At 67.6% G+C, this 24,565-nt stretch carries 21 protein-coding genes and 2 pseudogenes; 5 read left to right on the top strand and 18 right to left on the bottom strand.

Going from position 1 to position 24,565, the window contains the following annotated elements:
• Window positions 1–146 precede the first annotated feature (146 nt).
• A complete protein-coding gene (locus PVT71_RS20390) occupies window positions 147–3,299 on the bottom strand; it encodes a 2Fe-2S iron-sulfur cluster-binding protein (RefSeq protein ID WP_353475569.1) in 3,153 nt (1,050 codons plus the stop codon).
• A 110-nt stretch (window positions 3,300–3,409) separates the two neighbouring features.
• On the opposite strand from PVT71_RS20390, the gene PVT71_RS20385 reads away from it, so the two are divergent.
• Window positions 3,410–4,192, top strand: coding sequence for a LuxR C-terminal-related transcriptional regulator (locus PVT71_RS20385; protein WP_353474291.1), 783 nt, complete (start codon window positions 3,410–3,412; stop codon window positions 4,190–4,192).
• Between the two features lie 10 nt (window positions 4,193–4,202).
• Here the strand turns inward: PVT71_RS20385 and PVT71_RS20380 are convergent, their stop codons facing one another.
• The 7 genes from PVT71_RS20380 to PVT71_RS20350 all read right to left on the bottom strand — a co-directional run bounded on the left by PVT71_RS20380 (window position 4,203) and on the right by PVT71_RS20350 (window position 10,945).
• Entirely contained in the window at window positions 4,203–5,228 is a 1,026-nt protein-coding gene (locus PVT71_RS20380; protein WP_353474290.1) for a putative sulfate exporter family transporter, read from the bottom strand.
• Window positions 5,229–5,351: 123 nt separating this feature from the next.
• Window positions 5,352–6,410, bottom strand: a complete 1,059-nt coding sequence (dctP, locus tag PVT71_RS20375; RefSeq protein ID WP_353474289.1) for a TRAP transporter substrate-binding protein DctP — start codon at window positions 6,408–6,410, stop codon at window positions 5,352–5,354.
• Window positions 6,411–6,442: 32 nt separating this feature from the next.
• Entirely contained in the window at window positions 6,443–7,732 is a 1,290-nt protein-coding gene (locus PVT71_RS20370) for a TRAP transporter large permease (RefSeq protein ID WP_353474288.1), read from the bottom strand.
• Between the two features lies 1 nt (window position 7,733).
• Entirely contained in the window at window positions 7,734–8,321 is a 588-nt protein-coding gene (locus PVT71_RS20365; protein ID WP_353474287.1) for a TRAP transporter small permease, read from the bottom strand.
• 49 nt (window positions 8,322–8,370) lie between these two features.
• Window positions 8,371–8,871 (bottom strand): flavin reductase family protein, encoded by a 501-nt coding sequence (locus PVT71_RS20360; RefSeq protein WP_353474286.1) that lies wholly within the window; start codon window positions 8,869–8,871, stop codon window positions 8,371–8,373.
• Between the two features lie 5 nt (window positions 8,872–8,876).
• Entirely contained in the window at window positions 8,877–9,791 is a 915-nt protein-coding gene (locus tag PVT71_RS20355) for an aldo/keto reductase (protein WP_353474285.1), read from the bottom strand.
• Window positions 9,791–10,945 (bottom strand): LLM class flavin-dependent oxidoreductase, encoded by a 1,155-nt coding sequence (locus PVT71_RS20350; RefSeq protein WP_353474284.1) that lies wholly within the window; start codon window positions 10,943–10,945, stop codon window positions 9,791–9,793. Before PVT71_RS20350 ends, PVT71_RS20355 begins: the two co-directional genes overlap by 1 nt.
• 112 nt (window positions 10,946–11,057) lie before the next feature.
• Here PVT71_RS20350 and PVT71_RS20345 point away from each other — a divergent pair, with 112 nt between their 5' ends.
• Window positions 11,058–11,783 carry a GntR family transcriptional regulator gene (locus PVT71_RS20345; protein WP_353474283.1) on the top strand — a complete coding sequence of 242 codons (726 nt, stop codon included), beginning with the start codon at window positions 11,058–11,060 and terminating at the stop codon, window positions 11,781–11,783.
• Window positions 11,784–11,801: 18 nt separating this feature from the next.
• Complete coding sequence (locus PVT71_RS20340; RefSeq protein ID WP_353474282.1) at window positions 11,802–12,944, top strand: Gfo/Idh/MocA family oxidoreductase; 1,143 nt, start codon at window positions 11,802–11,804, stop codon at window positions 12,942–12,944.
• Between the two features lie 84 nt (window positions 12,945–13,028).
• On the opposite strand, the pseudogene PVT71_RS20335 reads toward PVT71_RS20340, so the two are convergent.
• The 10 genes and pseudogenes from PVT71_RS20335 to PVT71_RS20290 all read right to left on the bottom strand — a co-directional run.
• Window positions 13,029–13,403, bottom strand: a pseudogene (locus tag PVT71_RS20335) (IS5/IS1182 family transposase); the annotation flags it as partial.
• Window positions 13,404–13,431: 28 nt separating this feature from the next.
• Window positions 13,432–14,469 (bottom strand): AbrB family transcriptional regulator, encoded by a 1,038-nt coding sequence (locus PVT71_RS20330; RefSeq protein WP_353474279.1) that lies wholly within the window; start codon window positions 14,467–14,469, stop codon window positions 13,432–13,434.
• Complete coding sequence (otnC, locus tag PVT71_RS20325) at window positions 14,466–15,107, bottom strand: 3-oxo-tetronate 4-phosphate decarboxylase (protein ID WP_353474277.1); 642 nt, start codon at window positions 15,105–15,107, stop codon at window positions 14,466–14,468. Before otnC ends, PVT71_RS20330 begins: the two co-directional genes overlap by 4 nt.
• A complete protein-coding gene (gene otnK, locus PVT71_RS20320; protein WP_353474276.1) occupies window positions 15,104–16,387 on the bottom strand; it encodes a 3-oxo-tetronate kinase in 1,284 nt (427 codons plus the stop codon). The genes otnC and otnK overlap by 4 nt, the downstream gene beginning before the upstream one ends.
• Complete coding sequence (locus tag PVT71_RS20315; protein ID WP_353474275.1) at window positions 16,381–17,430, bottom strand: methylglyoxal synthase; 1,050 nt, start codon at window positions 17,428–17,430, stop codon at window positions 16,381–16,383. The genes otnK and PVT71_RS20315 overlap by 7 nt, the downstream gene beginning before the upstream one ends.
• Window positions 17,427–18,101: an aspartate/glutamate racemase family protein gene (locus PVT71_RS20310; protein WP_353474274.1), complete on the bottom strand. Its 675-nt coding sequence runs from the start codon at window positions 18,099–18,101 to the stop codon at window positions 17,427–17,429. Before PVT71_RS20310 ends, PVT71_RS20315 begins: the two co-directional genes overlap by 4 nt.
• 111 nt (window positions 18,102–18,212) lie before the next feature.
• A complete protein-coding gene (locus tag PVT71_RS20305) occupies window positions 18,213–19,298 on the bottom strand; it encodes an isocitrate/isopropylmalate dehydrogenase family protein (RefSeq protein WP_353474273.1) in 1,086 nt (361 codons plus the stop codon).
• Window positions 19,299–19,382: 84 nt separating this feature from the next.
• Window positions 19,383–20,927, bottom strand: a complete 1,545-nt coding sequence (locus PVT71_RS20300) for a tripartite tricarboxylate transporter permease (protein WP_353474272.1) — start codon at window positions 20,925–20,927, stop codon at window positions 19,383–19,385.
• Between the two features lie 9 nt (window positions 20,928–20,936).
• Window positions 20,937–21,368 (bottom strand): tripartite tricarboxylate transporter TctB family protein, encoded by a 432-nt coding sequence (locus tag PVT71_RS20295; protein ID WP_353474270.1) that lies wholly within the window; start codon window positions 21,366–21,368, stop codon window positions 20,937–20,939.
• Between the two features lie 64 nt (window positions 21,369–21,432).
• Window positions 21,433–22,419, bottom strand: a complete 987-nt coding sequence (locus PVT71_RS20290) for a tripartite tricarboxylate transporter substrate-binding protein (protein WP_353474269.1) — start codon at window positions 22,417–22,419, stop codon at window positions 21,433–21,435.
• Between the two features lie 275 nt (window positions 22,420–22,694).
• Between PVT71_RS20290 and PVT71_RS20285 the strand changes: the two genes are divergently transcribed.
• Window positions 22,695–23,609, top strand: a complete 915-nt coding sequence (locus tag PVT71_RS20285; protein ID WP_353474268.1) for a GntR family transcriptional regulator — start codon at window positions 22,695–22,697, stop codon at window positions 23,607–23,609.
• 330 nt (window positions 23,610–23,939) lie between these two features.
• Window positions 23,940–24,410: pseudogene (locus PVT71_RS20280) on the top strand (transporter substrate-binding domain-containing protein); the annotation flags it as partial.
• Window positions 24,411–24,565: the final 155 nt, after the last annotated feature.

Raw genomic sequence — 24,565 nt, 5'->3', positions numbered from 1 at the left:
GGGGGAGAATGCGCAAATAGGCTGGGGCTATGCTTCCGATGGGACAGACCAATGGTTCTGCGCGGCAGGCCGACGCTGGCCCGTCTCGTCCCGTCCGGGGCGCCGCGAAGGCGGGGCGCGGAGGGCTGCTCCGCGCCCCGCCCCGCCTAGAGGTCGAGCTCGATCACCCCGCCGGGCTTTGCCGCGCGGCTCTGGCAGGTGATCATCGCGCCCTGCTGCTGTGCCTTCGACAGCACGAAGTCGCGGTGCTCGATCTCGCCCGACCGGACGCCGCACTTGCAGACGCCGCAGATGCCGTCGTCGCACTTGAGGTCGATCGGGATGCCGGCCCCGCGCAGCACCTCGGCGGCGCTCTGGTCCTCGGGCACCAAGAGCTCGCGCCCGTCCTTCAGACGCAGGGCAAAGGGGTGGTTCTCGTACTCGGGCTGCTCGGGGACCGAGAAATACTCGAGGTGCCGCGCCTCGTCGGGGAAGCCCGCGCGCTCGGCCGCCGCCATGACGCCCTGCATGTAGCGGTCGGGCCCGCAGGTGTAGACGTGCCAGCCCGGCTCGTAGCGGCCCATGATCGCGCCGAGGTCCGCCCGCGTCCCCTCGCCAGAGACATGCAGCTGCACCTTCCCGGCCCAGGGCATCGCCGCGAGATCGTCGAGGAACCCGGCATCGGCCCGCCGCGCGCAGGAATAGTGCAGCGCGAAATCCCGGCCCAGGGCGTACAGCCGATGGGCAAAGGCGATCATCGGCGTGATCCCGATGCCGCCGCCCATGAGCAGCGACATGGGCGCACTCTCGTCGAGCGGGAAATGGTTGATCGGCCGCGAGATGAAGACCTTCCGCCCCGGCGTGAAGATCCGGTGCATCAGCTTCGAGCCGCCGCGCCCCGCATCCTCGCGCAGCACGGCGATCTGGTAGCGCGTCCGGTCGGCGGGATCGCCGCTCATCGAGTATTGCCGCAGGAATTCCGGCGCGACCACGATGTCGAGATGCGCCCCGGCGGTCCATTCCGGCAGGTCCGAGCCGTCGAGGCTGCGGAACTCGTATTTCGTCACGCCCTCGGTCATGGCCTGCGCCTTTGCGACCTCGACCCGGATCACCGGCGCATCGGCGGGCAGGGAATACTCGTGCAGGTGGTCGGTCCGGCCCTCTTGCAGGCGTAGCTTGTATTCGGCGGCGGTGACCATCGCCTGGTAGGCCTCGATCCCCTTCTCGCGGTCCATCGGGAAGGGATAGGGCCAGGGATGCGGCGCGAGCGGCGCGGGATAGACCGCCAGCGTCTGGTCCTCGGGGCGCAGCTTCAGCCCGGGCTGCAGGTCCCGGCGGTTGACCGGATGCCGCGTCGGGCGGTAGGCGCCGTCCTCCTCGAGCTCGATGTCCCACCACCATTTCTTCGCCGCGTTGAGCCCGCCGTTGCCGACCGCGTCGTCGAGCCGGGCCAGCAGCGGCGCGGCCTTCGGGAGGTTCATCGCGGCCCAGCGGAACGGCCGCTCGGCGAACAGCCCCTCGAGGTTCCAAGGGCAGGTCTTCATGCAGCGCCCGCACATCGCGCCGCCCTTGGCGGTGATCCGGTAGGTCGCGCATTTCTGGCTGTCGGACTTCCAGATCTCGTAGCCGTTGAACATCAGCTTCGGCCCCGCGGTGATCGCCCCCGAGGGGCATTCGCGCGCGCATTTGTTGCAGCTCTCGCAGAAGCTCTGCAGGCCGAAGTCGATGGGCTGGTCATGCGCCAGCGGCATGTCGGTGGTCACCACGCCGGACTTGAGCCGCGGCCCGAGATAGGGGTTGAGGATCACCTCGCCGATCCGGCTCACCTCGCCGAGACCCGAGAGCAGCAGGAGCGGCGGCTGCAGCACCTCGCCGTCCATGACGGTGTGCGCCTTGGCGCTGTAGCCGAGGTTGCGGATCTGTTGCGCTATCACCCCGCCGAGCAATGAGAAGCGCAGGTAGGCACGCATCGACTGCGCGACGCTGATCCAGTCGTCGCCGCTCGCGCCCTCCATCGTCTCGAAGCCCTGGTCGATGATCATGCTGATCGCCTGGTCATGCGGCGGGTCGATAGGCGTGCCGAGCGCGTCGTGCGAGTACCACGCCCAGTCGGGGCAGCGCGAGATGCCGACGGCATCGGCGCCAAGGAAGTAGCTCGCCGCCTTGATGTTGGCGGCATTGCGCGCGGCGTCCGAGGGGCGCGGCCCGGCGGGGTTAGGCGCCCCGTCCTGGGTCAGCACGAAGGCCCCGAGCGCACGCCGCTGCGCGTAGGAGGGGGCCGCCTTGCGCGCGTAGTGCCCGCCCTTGGCCCCTTCCTGCAGCGCCTTGCCCATGTCACCGAACTGCGCGCGGGCGAACATGTCGGCGCGCTTCGGCACGCGGGCGACGCGCGCCTCGTCGATGAAGGTCGTGGGCGCGTCCACCCGCTTCAGCTTTTCGAAGGAATGCGCGCCGTCGACGAAGCGGCGGCGGTCGTAGGGGTTGCCGTTCAGCGCCGAGCGCTGCACGCCCCTGCCGACGCGCCACGCCAGCCCGCCCGAGCCCGGCTGGTCGGCGAGCGGGCGGTCGCAGGCCAGCTCGAGCCGGCAGGTGACGACACCGACGCCGAACCGCGTTCCGAGGAAGGGCGCGACAAGCTGCCCGCCCCGGACCCGCGCGAGGCCCGAGGCGACGGTCAGCCGGTTGAGATCCACGTCCGACGCGGCGCGCGAATGCGCCTTGGCGTCATGGCCGAGCAGGCGGATGTAGTTGGCGATGACGTTGGCCGTCTCCGAGGCGCGCAGGCAGGCGCGCTGCGCCAGCGCATCCTTCAGCCATTCGCAGCCCTCCTCCTCCTCGCCCGGCTCGCGCGGGTTCTCGTAGAGGTAGACAATCGCGTGGCTATGGGTGGTGATCGGCTCGGGCGGCGCGGCGATGCTGTCCCTGAGGTCGGCCATGATGACGTCGATGCCGGAGGCCAGTGTCTTGGTCTGCCGGGTGAGGATGTCCTGGCCGAGCCGGTCGATGTCTGGGTTGCGAATGGGCTCGGCGAGGAGCATCTTCTCGGTCAGGCGGCAGATGCCGACCATCGCCGCGTCGTTGAAATAGCCGAAGGCCTTCAGGTGGTTGGCCCGCTCATTCGGGTCGCCGGGGATCTCCGAGGGCACCGGGTTGGTGAGGCCGCCGCGGATCGTGTCGAGGATCGCCTGGTACTCGCGCATGGCGTTGACGATGCTCTCGGGCGCGTCGGGGCGGGCGAAGGCCACGGGCCGCATCGGCGGGACCTGCGCAAGGTCGGCCTCCTCCGCCCGCGCCAGCGTCTCGAGCGGGAACGGCCCCATGTGGACCGGGCGGTTGCGGTCGGAGAACAGTCGAGTCACGGCACCTCCCCATGCGTGTGGTTCGAACTGCCTTGATCTAGCCCAGCCGGGCCGCCTATTCTGTCACCCGAATGAGTGACATCGCCCCCTCGCCCCTGCCGCGCGACCGAAGCGCGGCGCTTGCCGCGCTGGTGCCGGAGCCGGGCTTCGGCGCCGCGCTGCTCACCTATATCCGCGACGCCGCCGACATCGTGAACTTCGGCGCCTTCTACGTGTCGGATCTCAAGCGCCCGGAGCCCGTGCTGTCGATCTGGTCCGGCGAGATGAGCGATTACTGGTTCCGCCGCAACGCCCGCACCATCGCCTCGCACGACAGCCTGCGGCAGGATTTCTCGGACCGCATCCGCCGCGCGCCCGAGGGCGGGCTGGTGATCGACCGCTGGCATCCCCCGGCGGACGACCCGCGCGCGACGATCTATGCCCGCGACCAGGTGATCGAGCGCGTCTCGGTGGCCTCGCGGATCGGACGCGGAGGGCTCGTGTCCTTCTACCTGCGCGGGGTGCAGGCGGGGTGGCTCTCGGACGAGGAGGTGACCCGGCTGCGCGCGGTGTTGCCGCTGGCGCATGAGCTCATCGGCCTGCGCCACCGCATCGTCGGCAACCAGCCGAGGCTGGCCGCGGGCCGCTCCTTCGCGGCGCTGCGGGCGGACAACGTGGGCGCTTTCGCCGGGCTGACCATGCGCGAGGCCGAGATCTGCGATCTTGCCGCGCGGGGCCTCTCGGTCGAGGGCACGGCGCTTGACCTCGGCATCTCGGCGAACACCGTCCGCACCCTGCGACGGCGCGCCTACCGGCGGCTGCAGGTCGCGACGACGACGCAGCTGACGGCACTTCTCTACAGCGACCGCCAGTAGCGGGCGGGGCTCAGACCAGCCCGAGCATGAGCGGGATCAGCACCAGCGCCGCCAGCACGGCGGTCTGCACCGCCAGCATCGCGATCGCCGTGCCGCCGACGTCGGCCAGCTTTGCCAGCGAGGTCTTCATCCCCACCGCCGCCACCGCCGTCACCAAGAGCGCGCGCGACAGGGTCGAGGCAGGCTCGAGCACAACCTCGGGCACGAGGTGGAAGGAATTGAGCGCAGCGAGCACGAGGAAGGCCGCGACGAAGCCCGGAAGCAGCGGCGGGCGCGCCTCGGCCGCCGGGGCGTGGCGGCGCATGGCCAGCGCGCCGATCAGCACCACCGGCGCCAGCATGGTCACCCGGATCAGCTTGACCACGGTCGCGATGTCGCCGGTTTCGTCCGAGACCGAGTAGCCCGCGCCGACCACCTGCGCCACGTCGTGGATCGTGCCGCCGAGGAAGAGCCCGGTCAGGTGCTCGTTCAGCCCGAGGGACTGGGCGAGGATGGGATAGACGATCATCGCCACGGTCGAGAAGGCGGTGACCGAGATCACGGTGAACGAAAGATCCCGCTCGGCGGTGTCGCGCTGCGGCAGGATCGACGCGATCGCCATCGCCGCCGAGGCGCCGCAGATCGCCACCGAGCCGCCGGTGAGGAAGCCGAAGGCACGGTCCTTACCGACGAAGCGCGCCAGCAGGATCGAGCCGAGAATGGTCACCGCGACGCAGAGCCCGATGATCAGCACGAAGCCCCAGCCGATCTGCCGCACCATGTCGATCGAGACCCTGAGGCCGAGCAGTGCCACGCCCATGCGCAGCAGCGCCTTGGCGGCGAAGGTGATGCCGGGGCCGGTGTTCTCGTGCTCCGACAGGAAATGGAACGGGATGCCGAGCAGGATCGCCATGAGCATGACCGGCGCGCCGTAATGGTTCGACAGGAACTGCGCCGCCATGGCCAGCACGATGGCCAGCGCCGTGCCGGGCGCGAGGATCTTCGCGCGGGCGATAAGGCGGCGGGGGTCGCTGAGAGTGGCGGTGAGTGCGCTCATGTCCTGTCCTCGATGCGGGGCCGTGCCGCCCCTGCGGTCTTCTGCATCCATCCGGTGCGCCCCATGGAGGGCCGCGCCGGGACAGGCGCGCCCGGCATGGGGCGCGCCCGCGATCGTCTGGGCTTACTCGATGTCGCTCGCGCGCTCGGCGTCAAGCTCCTCGGTCGCGGTCTTCACCGCTGCCTGCATGGCGTCGAAGATCTCCTGCCCGCCTTCGACGTTCTCGGTGAACCACGCGTAGACCGGCTGCGCGGCCTCGGCAAAGGCCTGCTTCTCCTCGGGCGAGGGCACGTAGAGTTCGCCGCCCGCCGCGGCGAACTCCTTGTAGGCCGGGATCGACTTGCGCTTGGGCGAGGCGAAGGTCGCCTGCTGCAGCTGGTAGAAGCCGTCGACCACCACGCGGCGCATGTCCTCGGGCATCGCCAGGAACTTCTCGTTCGACATCCACCACAGCGCGCCCATGTAGGCGTGGCCGTCGAGGGTGACGTATTTCAGCCCGGCCTCGGGGAACTTCATCGACATGATGTCGGTGATGCCGTTCTTGGTGCCCTCGACCACGCCGGTCTGCAGCGAGGTGAAGAGCTCGGGCCACGGAATCGGCGTCGGCGCGGCGTCGAGCGCGCGCACCAGTTCCTGCGGCAGGTCGGCGACCACGGTGCGGATCTTCATGCCCTTGAGGTCGCCCGGCGTCTGCACCCGGTGCTTGGTGTTGGCGAAGTTGCGCCAGCCGCCGGTGTTGCCGATGGTCATCAGCCGGATCATGCCGCCCGAGTCCTCGAGCGCCATCGCGCGCATGGTGCGGGTGAAGTCGCCCGACAGCACCTTCTCGGCGACCCGGTCGTCCTGCATCAGGTACGGCAGGTCCAGCACCTGCACGTAGGGGAAGAGCCCCGCCGCGCCGCCCGAGGTCGAGATGTAGACGTCGATCGAGCCGTCGGCGACGCCCTGAAGGCATTCCGCGCCGTTCGAGCAAAGCTGCGTGCCCATGTAGATCTCGACGCCGATGGCGCCGTTCGAGGCGCTCTCGACATAGGACTTGAAGACCTCGAGCCCGTCGTAGTCCTCGTCGTTCTCGTTCGAGTTGGCGACGGCGCGGATCGTGTACTCCTTCGCCATGGCATGGGTGGCGAAGGCCGCCGTGAGGGCCAGCGTTGCCGCCAGCGTGAGTTTCTTCCCGAGCATGTTATCCTCCCTGATAGCTCTGGATTTTCTTGTCAGTTCGCGAACCCGGTCAGGCGCGGGATCGTCATGGAAATCGCGGGGAAATAGGTGATCAGGAAGATCACCAGGATCTCGACCGCGAGGAACGGCACGATGGCGCGGGCGATGGTGGTCACCCTCTCGCCCGAGACGGCGGAGGCGACGAAGAGCACCAGCCCCATGGGCGGCGTCGCCAGCCCCACCGTCAGGTTCACGCACATGATGATGGCGAAGTGCACACTGTCGACGCCCATGTCGATGAACACCGGGCCCAGGATCGGGCCGAGGATGATGATCGCCGGGCCCGCGTCGAGGAACATGCCCACCGCGAAGAGCAGCAGATTGATCAGGAAGAGCAACAGCAGCGGGTTCTCGGTCAGCGACAGGATGAAATCCGCCATGGCCTGCGGCGCGTGCGAGAGCGACACCACGGTCTTGAACGACATGGCCGCGCCGACCAGCAGCAGCACCACCGCCGACGTCAGCCCAGCCCGGCCCAGCACGTCCGGCAGTTCCGACACGCGCATGGTCTTCAGCACGAAGAGGCTGATGATGAGCGCGTAGAACACCGCCACCGCCGCCGCCTCGGTGGGCGTGAAGACCCCCGCGAGGATGCCGCCGAGGATGATCACCGGGGTCAGCAGCGGGAAGAAGGCCTTGAGGCTCGCCTGCCCGCGCTCGCCCCAGCTGTACCTGCGCGAGGCGACGGGGAAGTCGTAGCGGTTGGCCATGACCTTGATGAGGATCATCAGCCCGACGCCGACGAGGATCCCCGGCACCAGCCCGGCGAGGAACAGCGCGGCGACGCTCTCGCCCATCACGTAGGCGTAGATGATCATGATCCCCGAGGGCGGGATGATCGGCCCGATCACAGAGCTCGCGGCGGTGATCGCGGCGGCGAAGCGGCGGGTGTAGCCCTGCTCTTCCATCGCCGGGATCAGCATGGAGCCGAGCGCCGAGGTATCCGCCACCGCCGAGCCCGAGAGCCCCGCGAAGAGCATCGACGAGAGCACGTTCACATGCGCAAGCCCGCCGCGCAGGTGGCCCATGAAGGCCTGGCTGAACTCGACGAGGCGGTGGGTGATGCCGCCGCGGTTCATGATCTCGCCCGCCAGCATGAAGAACGGGATCGCCATCAGCGGGAAGCTGTCCATGCCGTTGTAGAGGTTGCGGTAGAGCAGCGTGAGATCGCGCTCCTGCCCGTTGAGAAAGAGCAGGATGCCCGGCGCGGCGAGCAGGCCGAAGAACACCGGCAGGCCGACCATCAGGAAGACGAGGAAGAGCGGAAGGAACCAGATCAGCATGTCATTCGGCTCCCTGCGTCTTGGGCTGCGGCAGCGCGTCGAGCGCGTGGTCCGAGCAGAGCTCGGCGATGTTGCGGAGGATGAGTTCGATGTTCACGAGGACCAGCAGCACCAGCCCGACGAGAAGCGAGAGCATCATCCAGCTGCGCGGCACCCGGTACCAGGTGCTGAAGTCGAGCGCCGTCGGCAAGTAGAGCGAGGCCGAGGCGAAGCGCCCGCCGAGCCCGGTGACCTCCTTCCAGCCGATCTGCAGCGCGACGACCAGCACCACGAGGCTGATCGCCAGCAGCACGAGGTTCAGAAGGATCGCCGGCCGGCGCGGCAGCATCGAGGGCAGGATGTCGATCGCCACGAAGCCGCCGCGGCGGAAGGCGGTCGGCGCCATCAGCCCGGTCATCCACAGCATGCAGAAGCGCGCGGCCTCGTCCGGCCAGGGCAGCGCGTTGCCCAGCACGTAGCGGCAGAACACCTGCACGAGGGTCACCGCCACCATCACCGCGATGGCGACGACACCGATGCCGCGGCCGATCTTCAGCAGCACGTCATTGACCCGGGACAGCGGCCGGATCAGCCCGTCGAGTAGCACCATTCTCTCCTCCCCGTCATGCCGCGCCCTCCTCCAGGGTGGCGGCGCGCCGTCAGTTGACCTCGACCCTTGCGACCCGCCCGCCGAAGAAGGCCAGCGGATCACCCTGTTGCATGGTGGCATGCAGCACCTCGCCGACGACGATGGCGTGATCCCCGGCCTCGTGCACCGCGTGGCGGCGGCAGTCGAACCGCGCGAGGCATTGCTCGAGGATCGGCACGCCATTGGCGTTGCGCCCGAGCGCGGTGCCGAGCAGCGCCGCGCCGTCCTTCGCGACCGCCCAGGCCAGCTCCTGCTGGTCGGCGGAAAGCACGTGGATCGCGTAATGCTCGGCCCCGGCAAAAATCGCGAAGCGGCTGGAGCTGCGCGCCGGCGACCAGAGCACCAGCGGCGGATCCATCGACACCGACGCGAAGCTGTTGGCGGTGATCGCGGCGCAGCCCTCGGGGCCGCAGGCGGTGACGATGGTCACCCCCGTGGCGAAGAGCCCGAAGGCGTCGCGCAGCGCCCGCCCGTTGGCCGGGTCGGGCACGAAGCTTTGGGGCTGCGCCATCTGCATCACGCCACCTCGCGGCCGAGCGCCGCCTCGTAGAGCTGGAACCATTGCACGCGGCTCAGCGCGACCTTGCGGGCGTCCGAGATTTTCGCGATGCGCTCGAGCGAATTGGTGCCCAGAACCGGCAGGATGCGCGCCGGGTGGCGCAGAAGGAAGGCGACGGCAATCGCGGCGCGGTCGACACCGAACTCGGCGGCCATCGCATCCATGCGCCGGGTCAGCGCGCTCTCGCCCGTCATCAGGCTGCCGCCGCCGAGCGGCGACCAGGCCATCACCGGATCCTTGCGGCGCTGGTGGAACGCCAGATCGCCATCGGTGAAGGGCTCGATCCGGGCCAGCGAGATCTCGATCTGGTTGGTGGCGAGCCTCGTCTCCATCGCGCTTTGCAGGAGGTCAAAGTCCCAGGGCCGGAAGTTCGACACCCCGGCGGCGCGGATCTTGCCCGCCTTGACCAGCCCGTCGAGCGCCGCGCCGGTCTCCTCGTGGTCCATCAGCGGATCGGGACGGTGGATCAGCAGCAGGTCGATGTAATCGGTGCCGAGCGCGCGCAGCGAGCTTTCGACCGAGGCCTCGATGTGCGCCTTCGACGTGTCGTAGTGCTTGCAGGCGACGTCCGCGTATTTGCCGCAGGGCGCGACGATGTCGCACTTGGTGACCAGCTCGACCTTCCGGCGCAGCGCCGGGTCGGCCTTGAACGCCTGCCCGAGGATCGCCTCGGCGGTGTACTCGCCATAGATGTCGGCCTGATCGAGCGTGGTGATCCCCTGCGCGAGGCAGGCGTCGATCTTGGCACGCACGTGGCCCGCCGTGGTATCGCTGTCATCGCCGATCCGCCACATGCCGTAGACCAGCCGCGAGAAGGTCAGCCCCTCGGCAATCGCCACGCGGTCGTGGTTGAAATCGCTTGCGGTATCCATCAGCGGCGGTCTCCTGCGCCGAGCGGCGTCTGCGGAAGGGTTTGCGGAACGCGGCCCCAGGCCTGGTTGAGCTGGCAGGTCTTCAGCTGCGGCAGCACGCGCGAGCCGAAATGCTCGGCCTCCTCGATATGCGGGTAGCCCGAGAGCACGAAGGCGCGGATGCCCATGTTCTTCAGCTCTTCGAGCTTGCTCAGCACCTGGTCGGTCGAGCCGACGATCGCCGCGCCGCAGCCCGAGCGCGCCCGGCCGATGCCGGTCCAGAGGTTGGGCTCGATGTAGCCCTCGAGGTCCGCCAGCTCACGGTTGCGCGCCTGATGGCTGACGCCGAGGCTGCCCGCGTCGAGCGCCCGCTCGCGGATCGCCTGCCCCAGCTCGTCGTCGAGCTTGCTGGCGATGAAGCGGGCATACTCCTTGGCCTCGGCCTCGGTGTCGCGGACGATCACGTGGCTGCGGAAGCCGTAGTCGAGCGTGCGCCCGTGGCGCTCGGCGGCGGCGTTGGCCGCCATCATCCGCCCGGCAATGTCCTCGGTCTTTTCCGGCCACATCAGGTAGACGTCGCAGTGCTGGCCGCAGAGATCCAGCGCATCGGGCGAGTAGCCGCCGAAATAGAGCATCGGCCCGCCCTTCTGGTAGGGCTTGGCGGGATCGGTGGTGAGGCCGGTGAAGTTGTAGACCTCGCCCTCGTAGTTGATCTCGTCGCGGTTCCAGGCCTGCTTGAGGATCTCGACCACCTCGCGCGAGCGCTGGTAGCGGAACTGGCTGTCGGCCTTCTCGCCCGGGAAGTCCGACGAGATGATGTTCACCGTCAGCCGCCCCTGCAGCATGTGGTCGAGCGTCGCGATGGTGCGCGCCAGCATGATCGGCTGCATCTCGCCGCAGCGCACGGCGGCCAGCAGGTTGATCGCGCGGGTGATCGGTGCGCAGCCCGCGACGAAGCTCAGCGTGTCCTGCCCGACCTGGTAGGACGAGGGGCACAGGATGTTGCCGAAGCCCTGCGCCTCGGCGGTCTTCACGATCTCCGAGCAGTGGTCCCAGGACGAGCGCAGATCGCCGTCCGGCACACCGAGGAACTGGTAGTCATCCGAGCAGAGCGCCGAGAACCAGGCCACCTCGACCGCGTCGAGATCGGCGGATGTAACGGGTACGACCGTCATGGTTTCCTCCCTGAAAACCTCCGAACTTTCCCTTTGACTACCCCCGTCTTTGATGTAGATCAATGGTGTATCAATTTTTTCGTTCGCAGCATCCGCAGGGGGAGGCGGAAACATGCAGGAAAAAAACAGGAATTCCGCCCACCGGCCCGACGCGCTGCCGATCTACATGCAGATCAGCGAGCTGGTGATCCGCGACATCGCTGCCGGCCGGCTCGTCGACGGGCAGAAGCTGCCGCCCGAGCGCGACTTCGCGAAGGCCCATGGCACGACCGTCCGCACCCTGCGCAAGGCGCTGTCGGAGCTCGAGAAAAAGGGCCTGCTCGAGCGCCGTCAGGGCTCGGGCAACTACGTCCGCGCCGGCGGCGAGGTCGATTCGGTCTACTCGATGTTCCGGCTCGAGCACGCCGAGGGCGGTGGCGGCCTGCCCACCGCCGACATCCTCTCGGCCGACTACCTGCCCAAGGATTCGCACCAGCCCGCCTATGGCACATCCGACCACGGCACCCGGTTCCGCCGCCTGCGCTACCTCGACGACGTGGTCATCGCGGTCGAGGAGATCTGGCTAGATGGCGGCGCGGGCCAGGTCCCGCGCGAGATGGTGCAGGACTCGCTCTACCTCACCTACAAGCGCGCGCTGAAGCTCTGGATCACCCGCGCCGAGGACCGAGTGGGAATCGGCAAGGTGCCCGACTGGGCCCCGGAAGCCTTCCCGCTCGCCCCCGGCACCACCACTGCCTACATCGAGCGCCTCTCCTGGGCGCAGGGCGCCGAGGCGGTCGAGTTCTCGCGCACCTGGTACGACACGCAAAAGGCGCTCTACGTCCAGCGCCTCATCTGAAGGGAGGAGGAATCCCCAATGACGACCCAGACCCTCGCGCGCAGCGAGACCCGGACCATCACCTACGGCATCATCGGTTGCGGCATGATGGGACAGGAGCACCTGCGCAATATCGCGCTGCTCGAGAACACCGCGATCGGCGCGATCTTCGAGCCCGATGCCGAGATGCGCGCCCATGCGCGGCAGTTCGCCCCGGAGGCGCGCTTCGTCGACAGCATCGAGGCGCTGCTGGACGTGCCCGAGGTCGACTGCCTGCTGATCGCCAGCCCGAACTTCCGCCACGTCGAGCAGTTGCAGGCCATCGCCGGCAAGCGCCCCCTGCCCGTGCTGGTGGAAAAGCCGCTCTTCACCGACCCCGCGCATGCCGCCGCCATCGACGCCTTTGCCGCGAGCTACCCCGCGCCGGTCTGGGTGGCGATGGAATACCGCTACATGCCGCCCGTCGCGAAGCTGCTGGAAGAGGCCGAGGCGGCCACCGGCGGCGTGAAGATGCTGACCATCCGCGAGCACCGCTTCCCCTTCCTCGAGAAGGTCGGAGACTGGAACCGCTTCAACCGTTTCACCGGCGGCACCTTCGTCGAGAAGTGCTGCCATTTCTTCGACCTCATGCGGCTGGCGCTGAAGTCCGACCCGGTGCGGGTGATGGCGATGGGCGGTCAGGCGGCGAACCACCTCGACGAGACCTACGCCGGCGAGACGCCCGATATCTTCGACCACGGCTATGTCATCGTCGAGTTCGAGAGCGGCGTGCGCGCCATGCTCGAGCTGTGCATGTTCGCCGAGGGCTCGCGCTACCAGGAAGAGATCTCGGCGGTCGGCCCCAAGGGCAAGATCGAGGCGCTGGTGCCGGGGCCGGGCCGCTTCTGGCCGGCGCATCTGGGCGCGCCGCCGGTGCCGCAGGTCATCGTCTCGCCGCGCGAGCCGAAGGGCCCCGAGGTGCGAGAGATCCCGGTCGATCCCACCATCCTCGAGGCCGGCGACCACAACGGCTCGACCTTCTACCAGCACCGCGGCTTCCTCGAGCTGGTGCGCGGCGCGCGCAGCACGCCCGATGTCTCGCTTGCCGATGGGAAGTGGGCGGTGCTGATGGGTCTCGCCGCGCAACGCTCGATCACCGAGCGCCGCGCGGTCGAGATACGCGAGCTGACCGGTACCGAGTAACGCCCGCGCAGGAGGGCAAGACCCGCCCTCCTGCGCTCCGCCCGACAGAGCCGCAGGCTTCGGTGACGCCGAGGGAGCCAGCCCTCATAGGGTCAGGATGCATCGCCAGAAGATGAGGGTTGCCGCGAGGGCGATGGCCGAGAGGAAGACCTTGGGACATCTGACGTCGCGGCTCGCCACAGAACATGATCTTGATGCGGTTGCGTCGCTCGTATCGGCGCTTGTCGTATTTGACGGGGGTCCTGCGCTGCTTTCGACCGGGCATGCACGCGCGTATCCCTTTGTCCTGAAACGCTTCCCAAAACCAATTAGCGTCGTAGCCGCGATGCCAGAGCAGCCATTCGACGTTGGGAAGGCTGCTGGTCAGCGCTTGAGCGCCGATAAGATCGCTTTCCTGCCTGGCGCTGCCAGACAGGTCAATCTGGTCTGCCCCAGACGGTCACAGATGGCGTGAAGCCTGAGTTTTGCGTGTTTGGTCATACGCCACCTATGCAAGTCGTTTCAGGAGCGGCGGCGCGAGGAAGAGCGAGAAGAGCACGCGCAGGATGTGGTGGAAGGTGACGAAGGCGACCTCGCGGCCCATGGCGATCGCAATCAGCGACATCTCTGCCAGCCCCCCGGGCGAGTAGGCGAGCGTCAGCGCCAGCGCGTCCCAGCCGCCAAACGTGCTCAGCAGGACCGCCGAGCCGAGCGCCAGCGCGATCTGCACAGCGACCACCGCAACCGAGGCCGCCGCGACCCTGGCCACCGCCCGCAACGATGTCCCGAGAAACCGCGCACCGACGTTGAGGCCGATCATAACCTGGACGATCACCGAGACCGCGGGCGGCACGTGGAATCCCGAGGTGCCGCTGACATGAAGGACGGCGCTGATCACCAGCGGCACCAGCATCAGGCCCAGCGGGATCCGCGTCCAGCGCCCCGCCGCCACGCCGATGACGATGCAGCCAAGGAACCAGAGCCAGTCATGCTGTGTCATCTGCACCGGCGCACCCGCGCTCGCCTTGCTGACGGTGATGCCGAAGACAAGGCTCGCCAACAGCGGGATGATCAGGATCGACAGCGCGATGCGCAGCGCGTGGGTGATCGCGACGCGGCGCTGGTCGGCCCCGGCCTGCTCGCCGAGCAGGATCATCTCGGCGATGCCGCCGGGCATGGCGCAGAGCGCGGCATCCATCCGCGGCAGGTGGAACAACCGCCGCAGCAGCGTGAAGTTGATCACCCCGCCAAGCGCCATGACCCCGAACATGATGACCAGCGAGACCCACCACTGGCCCAGCTGGTGCCAGAGCCCCGCCGAGATCGACGCGCCGAGCATGGTCCCCACCGCCGCGCGGACCCAAGGCATGACCGGCAGCGGCAGGACGGCGGGAAGCTTGGCCGGCGACGCGACGATCATCGTCAGCATCGCGCCAAGAAGCCAGCTCAGCGGCAGCCCGGTGAGCGACAGAACCCAGCCGGCGGCAAGCGCGACCGCCAGAGTTGCCAGCGCGCTCAGGGCTTCACCGAGGTCAAACCGGGTCATATCGTACCGAAGCGGTCTTTGAGGTCCTGCACCTCGGCGCCGGACAGCCGCCGCACCCTCTGACCTCGCGGCGCGACGAGCAGCCTGGCGGTCTCCTCGAGCTCTTCGGCCGCCGCGACCGCCGAGAACAGCGTCTTGCCACTGACCACCGGGCCATGGTTGGCCAGGAGCACGGCCGCGCAGGTCCCGTTCAGCGCACGGATGAGATCGCCGGCCTTGGCATCGCCGGGCTTGACGTAGGGCACCATTTTCACGGTGCCGACCCGCATGACCACATAGGGCGTGATCGGCGGGATGCAGTCCTCGGGGTCGGTCTCCTCGAGGCAGGAGAGCGCCGTGGCCCAGGTCGAATGCAGGTGCACCACCGCGCCGGCCTCGGGGCGGGTCTCGTAGAAGGCCTGGTGCAGGAAGACCTCCTTGGTCGGGCGGTCGCCGGCCAGGTGCTGCCCGTCCAGGCCGATCTTGGCGATGCGCTCGGCCTCGAGATCCCCGAGCCGCACGTTGGTCGGGGTCATCAGCATGCCGTCCGGCAGGCGGACCGAGACGTTACCCGCCGTCCCGACCGAGAAGCCGCGCTCGAAGAGCGAGCGGCAGAGGCGCACCATTTCCTCGCGGGCCTTGAGTTCCTCGGGGCTCATGCCGCGGCCTCCATCATGCGCAGGGCCTTTTCAAAGAAGTCGGGCGCGCCGAAATTGCCGGATTTCAGCGCCAGCAGCACCGGCGCGTCGCCGAGGCTGAGGATCGGCACGCCGGGGTCGATCTCGGGCCCGATGCGCATCGCGCCGATCCCGAGCGCGCCGGTCACCGCCTGCGCCACCGCGCCCGAGGTCTCGCCCCCGGCCACCACGATGCGGCGCATGCCGCCCACGACGAGGCGGCGGGCGGTCTCGGCGAAGAGCTCGTCGAGCCGGGCGGATACGGCGGTTGCGCCGAAGCGCTCCTGCATCGCGCGCACCTGCGCCGGCTCGCCCGACGAGTAGACCAGCGGCGCGGTTCCGGCGTGGGATGCGATGAAGTCGAGAAGCGTGTCGGCGGTGACCTCGCCGCTCATCACCCGCTCGACGTCGATCGCCAGCGCCGGGTGCGCCTCGGCATGGCGCGCCACCTGCCCGCGCGTGGCCCCCGAGCAGGAGCCGGCGAGGATCGCCCCCGGACCGCCGGACGGGGCAAACTCGCCCGCGCCGCCGGTGGCCTTGCCCGCCCGGATGACGTTGCGCGGCAGGCCAAGCGCGATGCCCGAGCCGCCGGTGATCAGCGGGGCATCGGCGAGCGCCTCGCCCAGCGTCAGCAGGTCGGCACCGGCGATCGCGTCGAGCACCGCGTAGCGCTGGCCCGCTGCCGCGATCCCGGCGAGTGCCTCGCGCACGCGCCCTGCCCCGGCGGCGACCGCGGCCCAGGGCACCAATCCGATCCCGGCGCCCGTTTGCCGCGACAGCACGCGGCGCAGGTCGGGGTCGATCATCGGCGTTAGCGGGTGGTTCTGCATGCCGCTTTCGCTGAGCAACCGGTCGAAGACGAAGAGATGCCCCTGGTAGACGGTGCGCCCCGCCGTGGGGAACGCCGGGCAGACCGCAACGGCTTGTGTGCCAAGCGCCTCGGTGAGCGCGTCGGCCACCGGGCCGATGTTGCCCTCGTCGGTGGAGTCAAAAGTCGAGCAATACTTGAAGATGATCTGCGTGCAGCCCTGCGCCCGCAACCAGTCAAGCGCGGCGAGGCTCTCGGCCACGGCGTCTTCGACGGACGCCGACCTGCTCTTGAGCGAGATCACCCCGGCCTCGACCTCCGGATCCGCGGGGGACTTGGGCACTCCGGGATATTGCGCGGTGCGCAGCCCGCCTTCCGGTGCCACGCCCTTGGCCAACGTGTTGGCGATGTCGCTCCCGCCGGTGAAATCATCCGCGATGACGCCGATCAGCATGCTGCCTGTCCTTCCGTAGTCTGAACGTTCTGCGCGTGGACGACCTGCGTGCCGAGCACGGCAAGGAATTGCGCGATCCACGCGGGATGTGCGGGCCAGGCGCGGGCGGTGACGATCGCGCCATCGGTGACCGCCTCGGCAAGCCCAAGCTCCACATAGTCTGCCCCCGCGAGCCGAACCTCGGGGGCGCAGGCCGGATAGGCCGCGAGCCGCCGGCCGTGCAGGAGCCCCGGCTCAACCGCCGCCAGCAGTTGCGGACCATGGCAGATGGCCGCGATCGGCTTGTCTGCCCGGATGAAATGCTCGACGATCCCGATCACCCGAGGATTGGTGCGCAGGTATTCCGGCGACCGTCCGCCCGGCAGGATCAGCCCGGCGTAGCTGGCAGCGTCGACGCTGTCGAAATCATGGGTCAGCTTGAACGCATGTCCGGGCCGCTCGACATAGGCCTGATCGCCCTCGACGTCGTGGATCGCGGTCCGGATCTTCTCGCCGCGGCGCTTGTCCGGACAGACCGCATGCACGGTGAATCCCAGCGCCTGCAACGCCTGAAAGGGCACCATGACCTCGCAATCCTCAACAAAGTCGCCCGCGAGGAGCAGGAGCCTGGTCGAGCTTGGCGCGATCGGGGTCACGGTCCGGCTCGGCTTGGCGGCCGCGGGACATGTCGTGGACATGAGTTCCGAACGGATCACGCAATCGGCGGTGGCCCGGTTGCAGGCCATGATCGTCTGGTTCAGCGTCGAGATGCGCAGCAGCGCCTTCACGTCGACGTCATGCGGCATCACCGACAGCGGATCGGTGAAGAAGATCAGGATATCCAGCCGGCCCTCGGCGATCATCGCGCCGAGCTGCTGATCGCCGCCCAGCGGGCCGCTCTTGAGCAGCGTCACGTCAAGCCCGGCACCCTCGGCGACACGGCCCCCGGTGGACGCGGTGCCATACAGCGTGTGGGCGCTCAGCACGTCGCGATGAGCCCTGGCCCAGTCCACCATCGCGGGTTTCTGGCTGTCGTGGGCCACCATCGCGATGCGCTGTTTCATCTCGCTGCCCCGACCGCGAGGCGATGCCGGAGGGCGTTGACCGCTGTCTCGGGGCTGGTCAGCACCGGAACGGAGGTCACTGCGCGCACGCCTTCGGCGGCGCTGGTCATCGAGAAATGCGCGAGAAGCACCGCGTCGCAGGCGGGCAGGCCCTTCGCGGCTTCGGCGATCAGCGCGTCATGCGCCGCCTTGTCGCCGGACTTGAGAAGATCGAGCGCGTCGGGCACGAAGACCGAGGTGATCTGCGCGGGTTTGCCAGCCGCGCCGGCGGCGGTACGGAATTCTTCTTCCATGCCCTCCGCCGCGGGCGGGAAAGTGTAAAGCATCGTGATGCGCGCGCCGACAGCTAGGGCCGCATCGAACATTGCTTCGTTCGGCTTCAGGACCGGCAGCGCCAGCCGTGCGGCGGCGCGCTCGATGCCGGTTCCGAAGGCCGAGCAGGTGTAGAGCAGCGCATCCGGGCCAAGACCCATCGCGTAATCAGCCAGCGCGTTGATCCGGTGATCGAGCGCGCCGCGCGAGGCGCGCCCCTGCGCGAGATCGAGGGCCAGACCTTCCTCGAGGATCGAGACCGTTTCGGCCTCGGGCCAGAGCTCGGCGAAGGCGGCCTCGATGGGGGTGATGGCGACGCGGGTGGCGTGGATCAGGACGATCCGGGGATGTTCTGCCATGGTCTTTCCTGAGGTGACGGGCGGGCCTGACGTTTAGGGCGGGGCAGCGCGGGAGAAGGAACGCTGCCCCGGTGTCCGGGCCGGCGAACCGGCCCGGGGAGGGTCGTGAGATCAGGCCGGCACGGCCTGCGCCTCGAGCGCTTCGACAACAAAGCTGCCGAACTGGTCGGTGTTCACGCTGCCGCCGAGGTCGCGGGTGCGCTTGGCCGGATCGTCGATCACCTGGTCGACCGCCTCGGCGATCGCGGCGCCCGCGTCCATCAGCTTCTGCACGCCCCGCTGCTCGCCGAGCCAGGTCAGCATCATCGCCGCCGAGAGGATCAGCGAGGTCGGGTTCGCCACGTTCTGCCCCTGGATGTCGGGTGCCGAGCCGTGCTGGGCCTGGGCGCAGCAAAGGCCGGTCTCGGCATTGGCGTTGATCGAGCCGGCAAGGCCCAGCGAGCCCGAGAGTTCGGAGGCGAGGTCCGACAGGATGTCGCCGTAGAAGTTGGTGGCGACCACCACGTCATAGGCCTGCGGCTTGCGCACCAGCAGCGCGGCGAAGGCGTCGACGATCAGCTCTTCGGTCTCGACCTCGGGGAAGTCCTTGGCCACGGCGCGGAAGCACTCGAGGAAGAGCCCGTCCGTCATCAGGAACGAGTTGGCCTTGTGGATCGCGGCGACCTTCTTCTTGCGCTGCATTGCCAGCTTGAAGGCCTCGCGGCAGATCCGCATCGAGCTGTGCCGGGTGATCTTGCGCACCGACAGAGCCATGTCCGGATCGGGCATCATCTCGCCCACGCCGCGGAACATGTTGCGGTCAGGATAGAAACCCTCGGTCGCCTCGCGCATGATCACGAGATCCATGTCCGGCGCCTTGTTCGGAATGAAGGCGCGCGAGCGCGCCGGACGGACGTTGGCGTAGAGGTCGAGGCCGATGCGGAACCCGGCAGAGACGTTGCGCCCGCCTTCCGCCAGCGGCGGGTAGTCCATGTGGCTCTGTGTGCCGAGGATCACGCCGTCGAACTCGGTGCGGGCACGGTCCAGAACCTCCTCGCGAAGGGTGATGCCGTATTTCTCGAGCGAGACGAAGCCGGATTCCTCCTCGTGGAAGCTCAGGCCGAGATCGAAGCGTTTGTTGGCGGCCTCGACAACCTTCAGGGTCTCGGCCATGATTTCCGGGCCGATGCCATCGCAGGGGAGTGTCATGATACGCATTGGATGTCTCCTTGATCGTTGCGGGCGGTTTGGGTCCAGCCCGGGTCTGTCTGCCGCCACCGGCACGGATGGCGGCCTTGTGTCTTAATCGACGTCGAGGGTTTCGGCCTCTTCGCGCGTCACCTGCCCGCGCCGCGCGGTCATCCGGCCGAGGATCATCGGGGCGGTGAAACCGAGGATCGCGATGGTCCAGAGACCGATGGCCAGCGGGCTTCCGACGAGCACCGACCAGTCTCCGTCCGAGATCGTCATGGCGCGGCGCAGGTTCACCTCCATCTCGTTGCCGAGCAGGATGCCGAGGATGACCGGCACCAGCGGCACGTCGAGCTTGCGCAGCACCCAGCCAAGCGCGCCGAAACCGACCATGAGCATCAGATCGAAGGTCGAGCCCGAGATGCCGTAGATCCCGACGAAGGAGATCATCGCCACCACCGGCATCAGGATGCGCGTCGGCACCAGCAACACCCGCGTGAAGAGGCCGACCAGCGGGATGTTCAGCGCGAGAAGCATGAAGTTCCCGATGAAGAGCGCGGCGATCAGCCCCCAGACCACGTCGGGATTCTTGGCAAAGAGCAACGGGCCGGGGGTGATGTTGAGCGACAGGAGCACCGCCAGCAGCACCGCGGTGGTGCCCGAGCCCGGCACGCCGAGCGCCAGCATCGGCACCAGCGCCCCGCCCGAGGCCGCATTGTTGCCGACCTCCGGCGCCACGACGCCGCGTGGGTCACCCTTGCCGAAGGTCCGGCCTTCGGGGTCGACGATCATCTTCTCGACCGAGTAGCACAGGAAGGAGCCGAGCGAGGCCCCTGCCCCCGGAAGCACGCCGGCAAGGAAGCCGATCACCGTGGATCGGGCCATGGTCGGCACGCTCTGCATGAGGTCCCGGCCCTCTGGCAGCAGTTTTCCGATCTTCATCGCCCCCGACGAGCCCACGGCACCGCCGCGATGGTGCTCCAGGAAGACGAAGACCTCCGACAGGGCAAACAGGCCCACGATGGCGATCAGGAAGTCGACGCCGTCGAAGAGATGGACCTCTCCGAAGGTGAAGCGCTGCACGCCGGTCTGGGTGTCGACGCCGATCATCGCGATGCCGAGCCCCAGAGCCGCGGCAAAGGCCGCCTTCGCCTGGTTCTGCGAGGAGATGCCGCCGAGCGTGGCGAAGGCCACGGTGAAGAGCACGAAATACTCCGCCGGTCCGAAGAGCAGCGCGATCTTCACCAGCTGCGGCGCCAACAGGACCAGCCCCCATGTGGCAAAGAAGGCGCCGACGAAGCTGGCGATGCCCGACAGGGTCAGCGCTTCGCCCGCCTTGCCCTGGCAGGCCATCGGATAGCCGTCGAGGCAGGTCATCATCGCCGGCTCGTCGCCGGGAATGTTGAGCAGGATCGAGCTGATGCGCCCGCCGTACATCGCGCCGTAATAGACCGAGGTCAGCAGGATCAGCGAGGGTGTCGGCCCGAGGCCCAACGAGAAGGCGATGGGAATGAGGATCGCCACGCCATTGGCCGGCCCGAGCCCAGGCAGTGCGCCCATCAGCGTTCCGAGGAAGCAGCCGACCAGCGCGAGAAACAGGTTCTGGACAGTGAAGGCGACGGCGAAGCCATCGCCGAGGGATGCAAGAAGTTCCATGATCTCCCCTCAGAAGCCGAGCGGGCCCTCGGCCAGCGAGAGGCCGAGCACGAGATGAAAGACGAAGTAGATGCCGAGCGAGGTCGCGACGCCTGTCACCAGCGACCAAAGCGGCGCGCTGCCGAGCCGCCAGGTCAGGTAGGCGGTCGCAACGGCGGTCGAGAGCAGGAAGCCGAATTCGGGCAGCAACTTGGCATAAAGCAGCATGACCGCTGCGGCGAAGGCCAGTTCGGCCAGGTTGCCCCAGTTCGGCCAGACCGGATCGTCGTCCGGGCTCAGCAGGAAGACGAGCGACGCGATCGCCAGTACGATTCCGACGATGATCGGAAAGGTCTTGGGGCCGATGGCATCCGCCATGAAGCTCTCGGGGATTATGGTCGCGGCCCAGATGTAGAAGGCAGCCAGCACGAGGCCGATGCTGCCGAAAATTCGGTCGCTCATTCGCTTTTCTCTCGCAATAGAGGGAAAGGAGGGCCGTCCGCAGGACGGCACGGCCCTCGCGGGATCACTGGATGATGCCGATCTCGCGCGAGATCGAGGTGATCTCTTCGATGTTCTCGGCAACGAACTTGTCCATGTCCTCGCCGAAGTTGTTGAACGGCTCGATGGATGCATCGATCAGGAACTTCTGGAACTCCTCGGATTCCGCCATCTTGCGGATCGCGCCCGTCCAGAATTCCTTTGCCTCGGGCGAGGCGCCCTTGGGCATGTAGAGCCCGCGCCAGTTCGCCCCGAGCACGTCGTAGCCCTGCTCGCGCGCGGTCGGCAGGTCCTGGAAGTTGGTCAGCCGTTCGGGCGACAGCACGGCCAGGATCCGGATGTCGCCGGATTCCACGAAGCCCCGGATCTCGGAGAAGTCACCAGACACCGCGGTCACCGATCCCGAAAGCAGCGCAGTGATTGCCTCGCCGCCGCCGGAGAAGGCGACGTATTTCATCTGGCGGACGTCTTCGATGCCTGCCGCCTTACCAAGCAGCAGCGGCTTGATGTGATCGTAGCCGCCGACCGCGGAGCCGCCCGCGAAGGCCACCTGCCGCGGGTCTTCGAGCACGGCGTCCATGAGGTCCTTCAGGGTCTCGTACTTCGAGTCCTTCGCGACAGCGATCGCCCCGTATTCGGCGCCGAAGGTGGCCAGCCAGTCGACGTCATCAGCGGACGCGCCCGGGAACGCCCCCTGCGCCAGACGGGAGGTGGCGCCATTGGACGCCGCGACGATCAGGTTGTTGTCTTCGTTGCGCTCGTTGGTGACATGCGCATAGGCAACACCGCCACCCCCGCCGGTCATGTTGCTGACCTGAATCGTGCCGTCGATCAGCCCCTCCTCGAAGAGGAACTTGGCCGTGGTCCGGCAGATGAAATCCCAACCGCCGCCGGGCGCCGAAGGTGCGATGCATTCGGGGTTCTTCGGCTTGAAATCCGCTGCGGACACGGCGCTCGCGCCGAGCGTTGCGGCAAGGATCGCGGCTACGGCCGCAGTGCTTCGAATGGACATTGTCTTCCTCCCTTGAATGGTCCGAGGTTCCTCCGACCTCCGCTGAACTTTGCACTCAAGCGACATAAAAGCCAATATCATTTTTGCTTTTCTTGTTACATGTATGCTATGATGAATGCGGACATGGAGCTAACTGTCTGCCGTGGCGTGATTTCTGGCAGTTTCGAAATGACGTCTCGACCAGCTTTTCAACACTTCGTCTGCGTGCAAGAATCCAAATCTCGGTGTCGGCGGCCCGGCCTGCGCCCGACTCGGAAAAGGGGGAAGGAACCGCGATGTCAGCCAGCGATCTCGCCAACCGCCTGTCGCGGCGCTTGGCACAGGACATTGTCGCAGGAGCGCTTGAAGGCGGGAGCCACGTGCGGGCGCAGCAGATCGCCGACCGCTACGGCGTCTCCCGGACACCGGTGAGAGACGCACTCATCTGCTTGGAAAAGAAGGGGGTTCTTCAACACTATCCAAACCGCGGGTACTTCGTGGCGGAGGTTCTGCCGCGCGATGCAATCACCGAGTTCACAGAGGAGGGAGAAGGCCGGAAGGACGAGTACTACCAGCTTGCCGAAGATTGGATGACCGACGCGCTGCCCGAGATCGTCACCGAACAGATGCTGCGGGAGCGCTACGAGCTCACGCGGGCAAAGCTGAACGAAGTCCTCGCCCGCGCGGCGCGCGAAGGCTGGGCGGAACGCACGGAAGGGTACGGCTGGAGGCTCCTTCCCGTTGCCAAGACAGGCGCCGCCTTTGATGAAATCTATCGCTTTCGCATCGCCATCGAACCTGCCGCGATGCTCGAGCCGGGCTTCACGCTGAACCGGGACGTCCTGGAAGAACAGCAGCGGATCCAGGAAGCGCTGTTGCAGATCGATGTCTCGCAAACCGCTCCGGAAAGCATCGTCACCAAGGGCGCAGAATTCCACGAAGAAATCATCAAGATGTCTGGAAACGTCTTTTTTGTCAGCGCGTTGGAACGGGTCAACCGGATGCGCCGCCTTATGGAGTACCGCGCGAAGGTCGATCTTGTCCGCGTGCAGGCGCAGTCCAGCGAGCACCTGCAGATCATCGACCTGCTGAAGCGTGGCGAGATCGTCGAAGCCTCCTATTTCATGCGCCGCCATCTCGCCGGGGCGCAGACGCGCAAGTCCCCCGCCGCCTGGTCCTGGTCCGACGGGGCGCGCCTCAAACGCGACTAGGAACTAAGGCAGGTATTGCATTTTAGTCCATCAATGATACAATGTGTCGCAAACCAACCCACGGCGTTTTGCGAGGCCCGACATGCGCGACCTGATCCGGCAGCATGCCCCCGGTGGGGAACTCCGCGTCGCCCTGAACCACGGCAACCGGTCCTGATCGGACGCGACGCGGATGGAACGCCACGGGGCATCTCCGTCGATCTCGCGCGCACCCTTGCCCGCGAGATCGGTGCACCTTTGCGCTTCGTCGAGTATGGCCGGACGGTGGATGTTTCCAACACGGCAACCGAAGATGCCTGAGATGTCTGCTTTCTCGCCGTCGTTCCAAAGCGCGCCGAAGTCCTCGATTTCACCGCACCCTACGTCCGCATCGACGGACGCTATCTTGCGGGAGCAAACTGCCCTGCCGCTGATGCGGAGGCGCTTGTGGCCTCGGGCGCACAGGTCGGCACGGTCGACGGATTGGCCTACACGCTGACGCTGGCGCGCATGCCCGGTGCCGAACACCTTGTCACCTACCCGGACATCCACACCATGCTCGAAGCGCTCGACGCCGGCGAGGTAGAGGCTGCCGCCGGCATCGGCGAGGTCATGGCCCGGGAAGCCAAAACCCGGCCCGGCGCCCGGGTGCTTGCCCCGCCATGCATGGAAATCCTTCAGGCCATAGCCATCGACAAGGGTCGCCCGGATGTGCGGGCGCACTTGCAGGAATTTCTTGCCAGAATGGCTCGCGATGGCGGCGTGGGAGATATTCTCGAAGCCCTTGGGGTCACCCGCAGCGCGACGATCGTCCCAAGCTGACAATCAAGACAGGCAAGTCGGGCACCCGGCCTGGTCAGAAATGGTGTCATGCCGGAGGCCGAACTCTACCCTTTGGAGGCGCCTAAACCCTCATGGCTCAGTCCGGGAGGGCATAAGTCATACCGGTGGCCAGATCGCTGCGAACATCAGCTAGG

Origin of the sequence: Salipiger sp. H15, assembly GCF_040409955.1 — a bacterium.
Classification (GTDB): domain Bacteria; phylum Pseudomonadota; class Alphaproteobacteria; order Rhodobacterales; family Rhodobacteraceae; genus Salipiger.
Note: the sequence above shows the minus strand (reverse complement) of the source record. Positions and strands in the feature narration are given on the sequence as shown.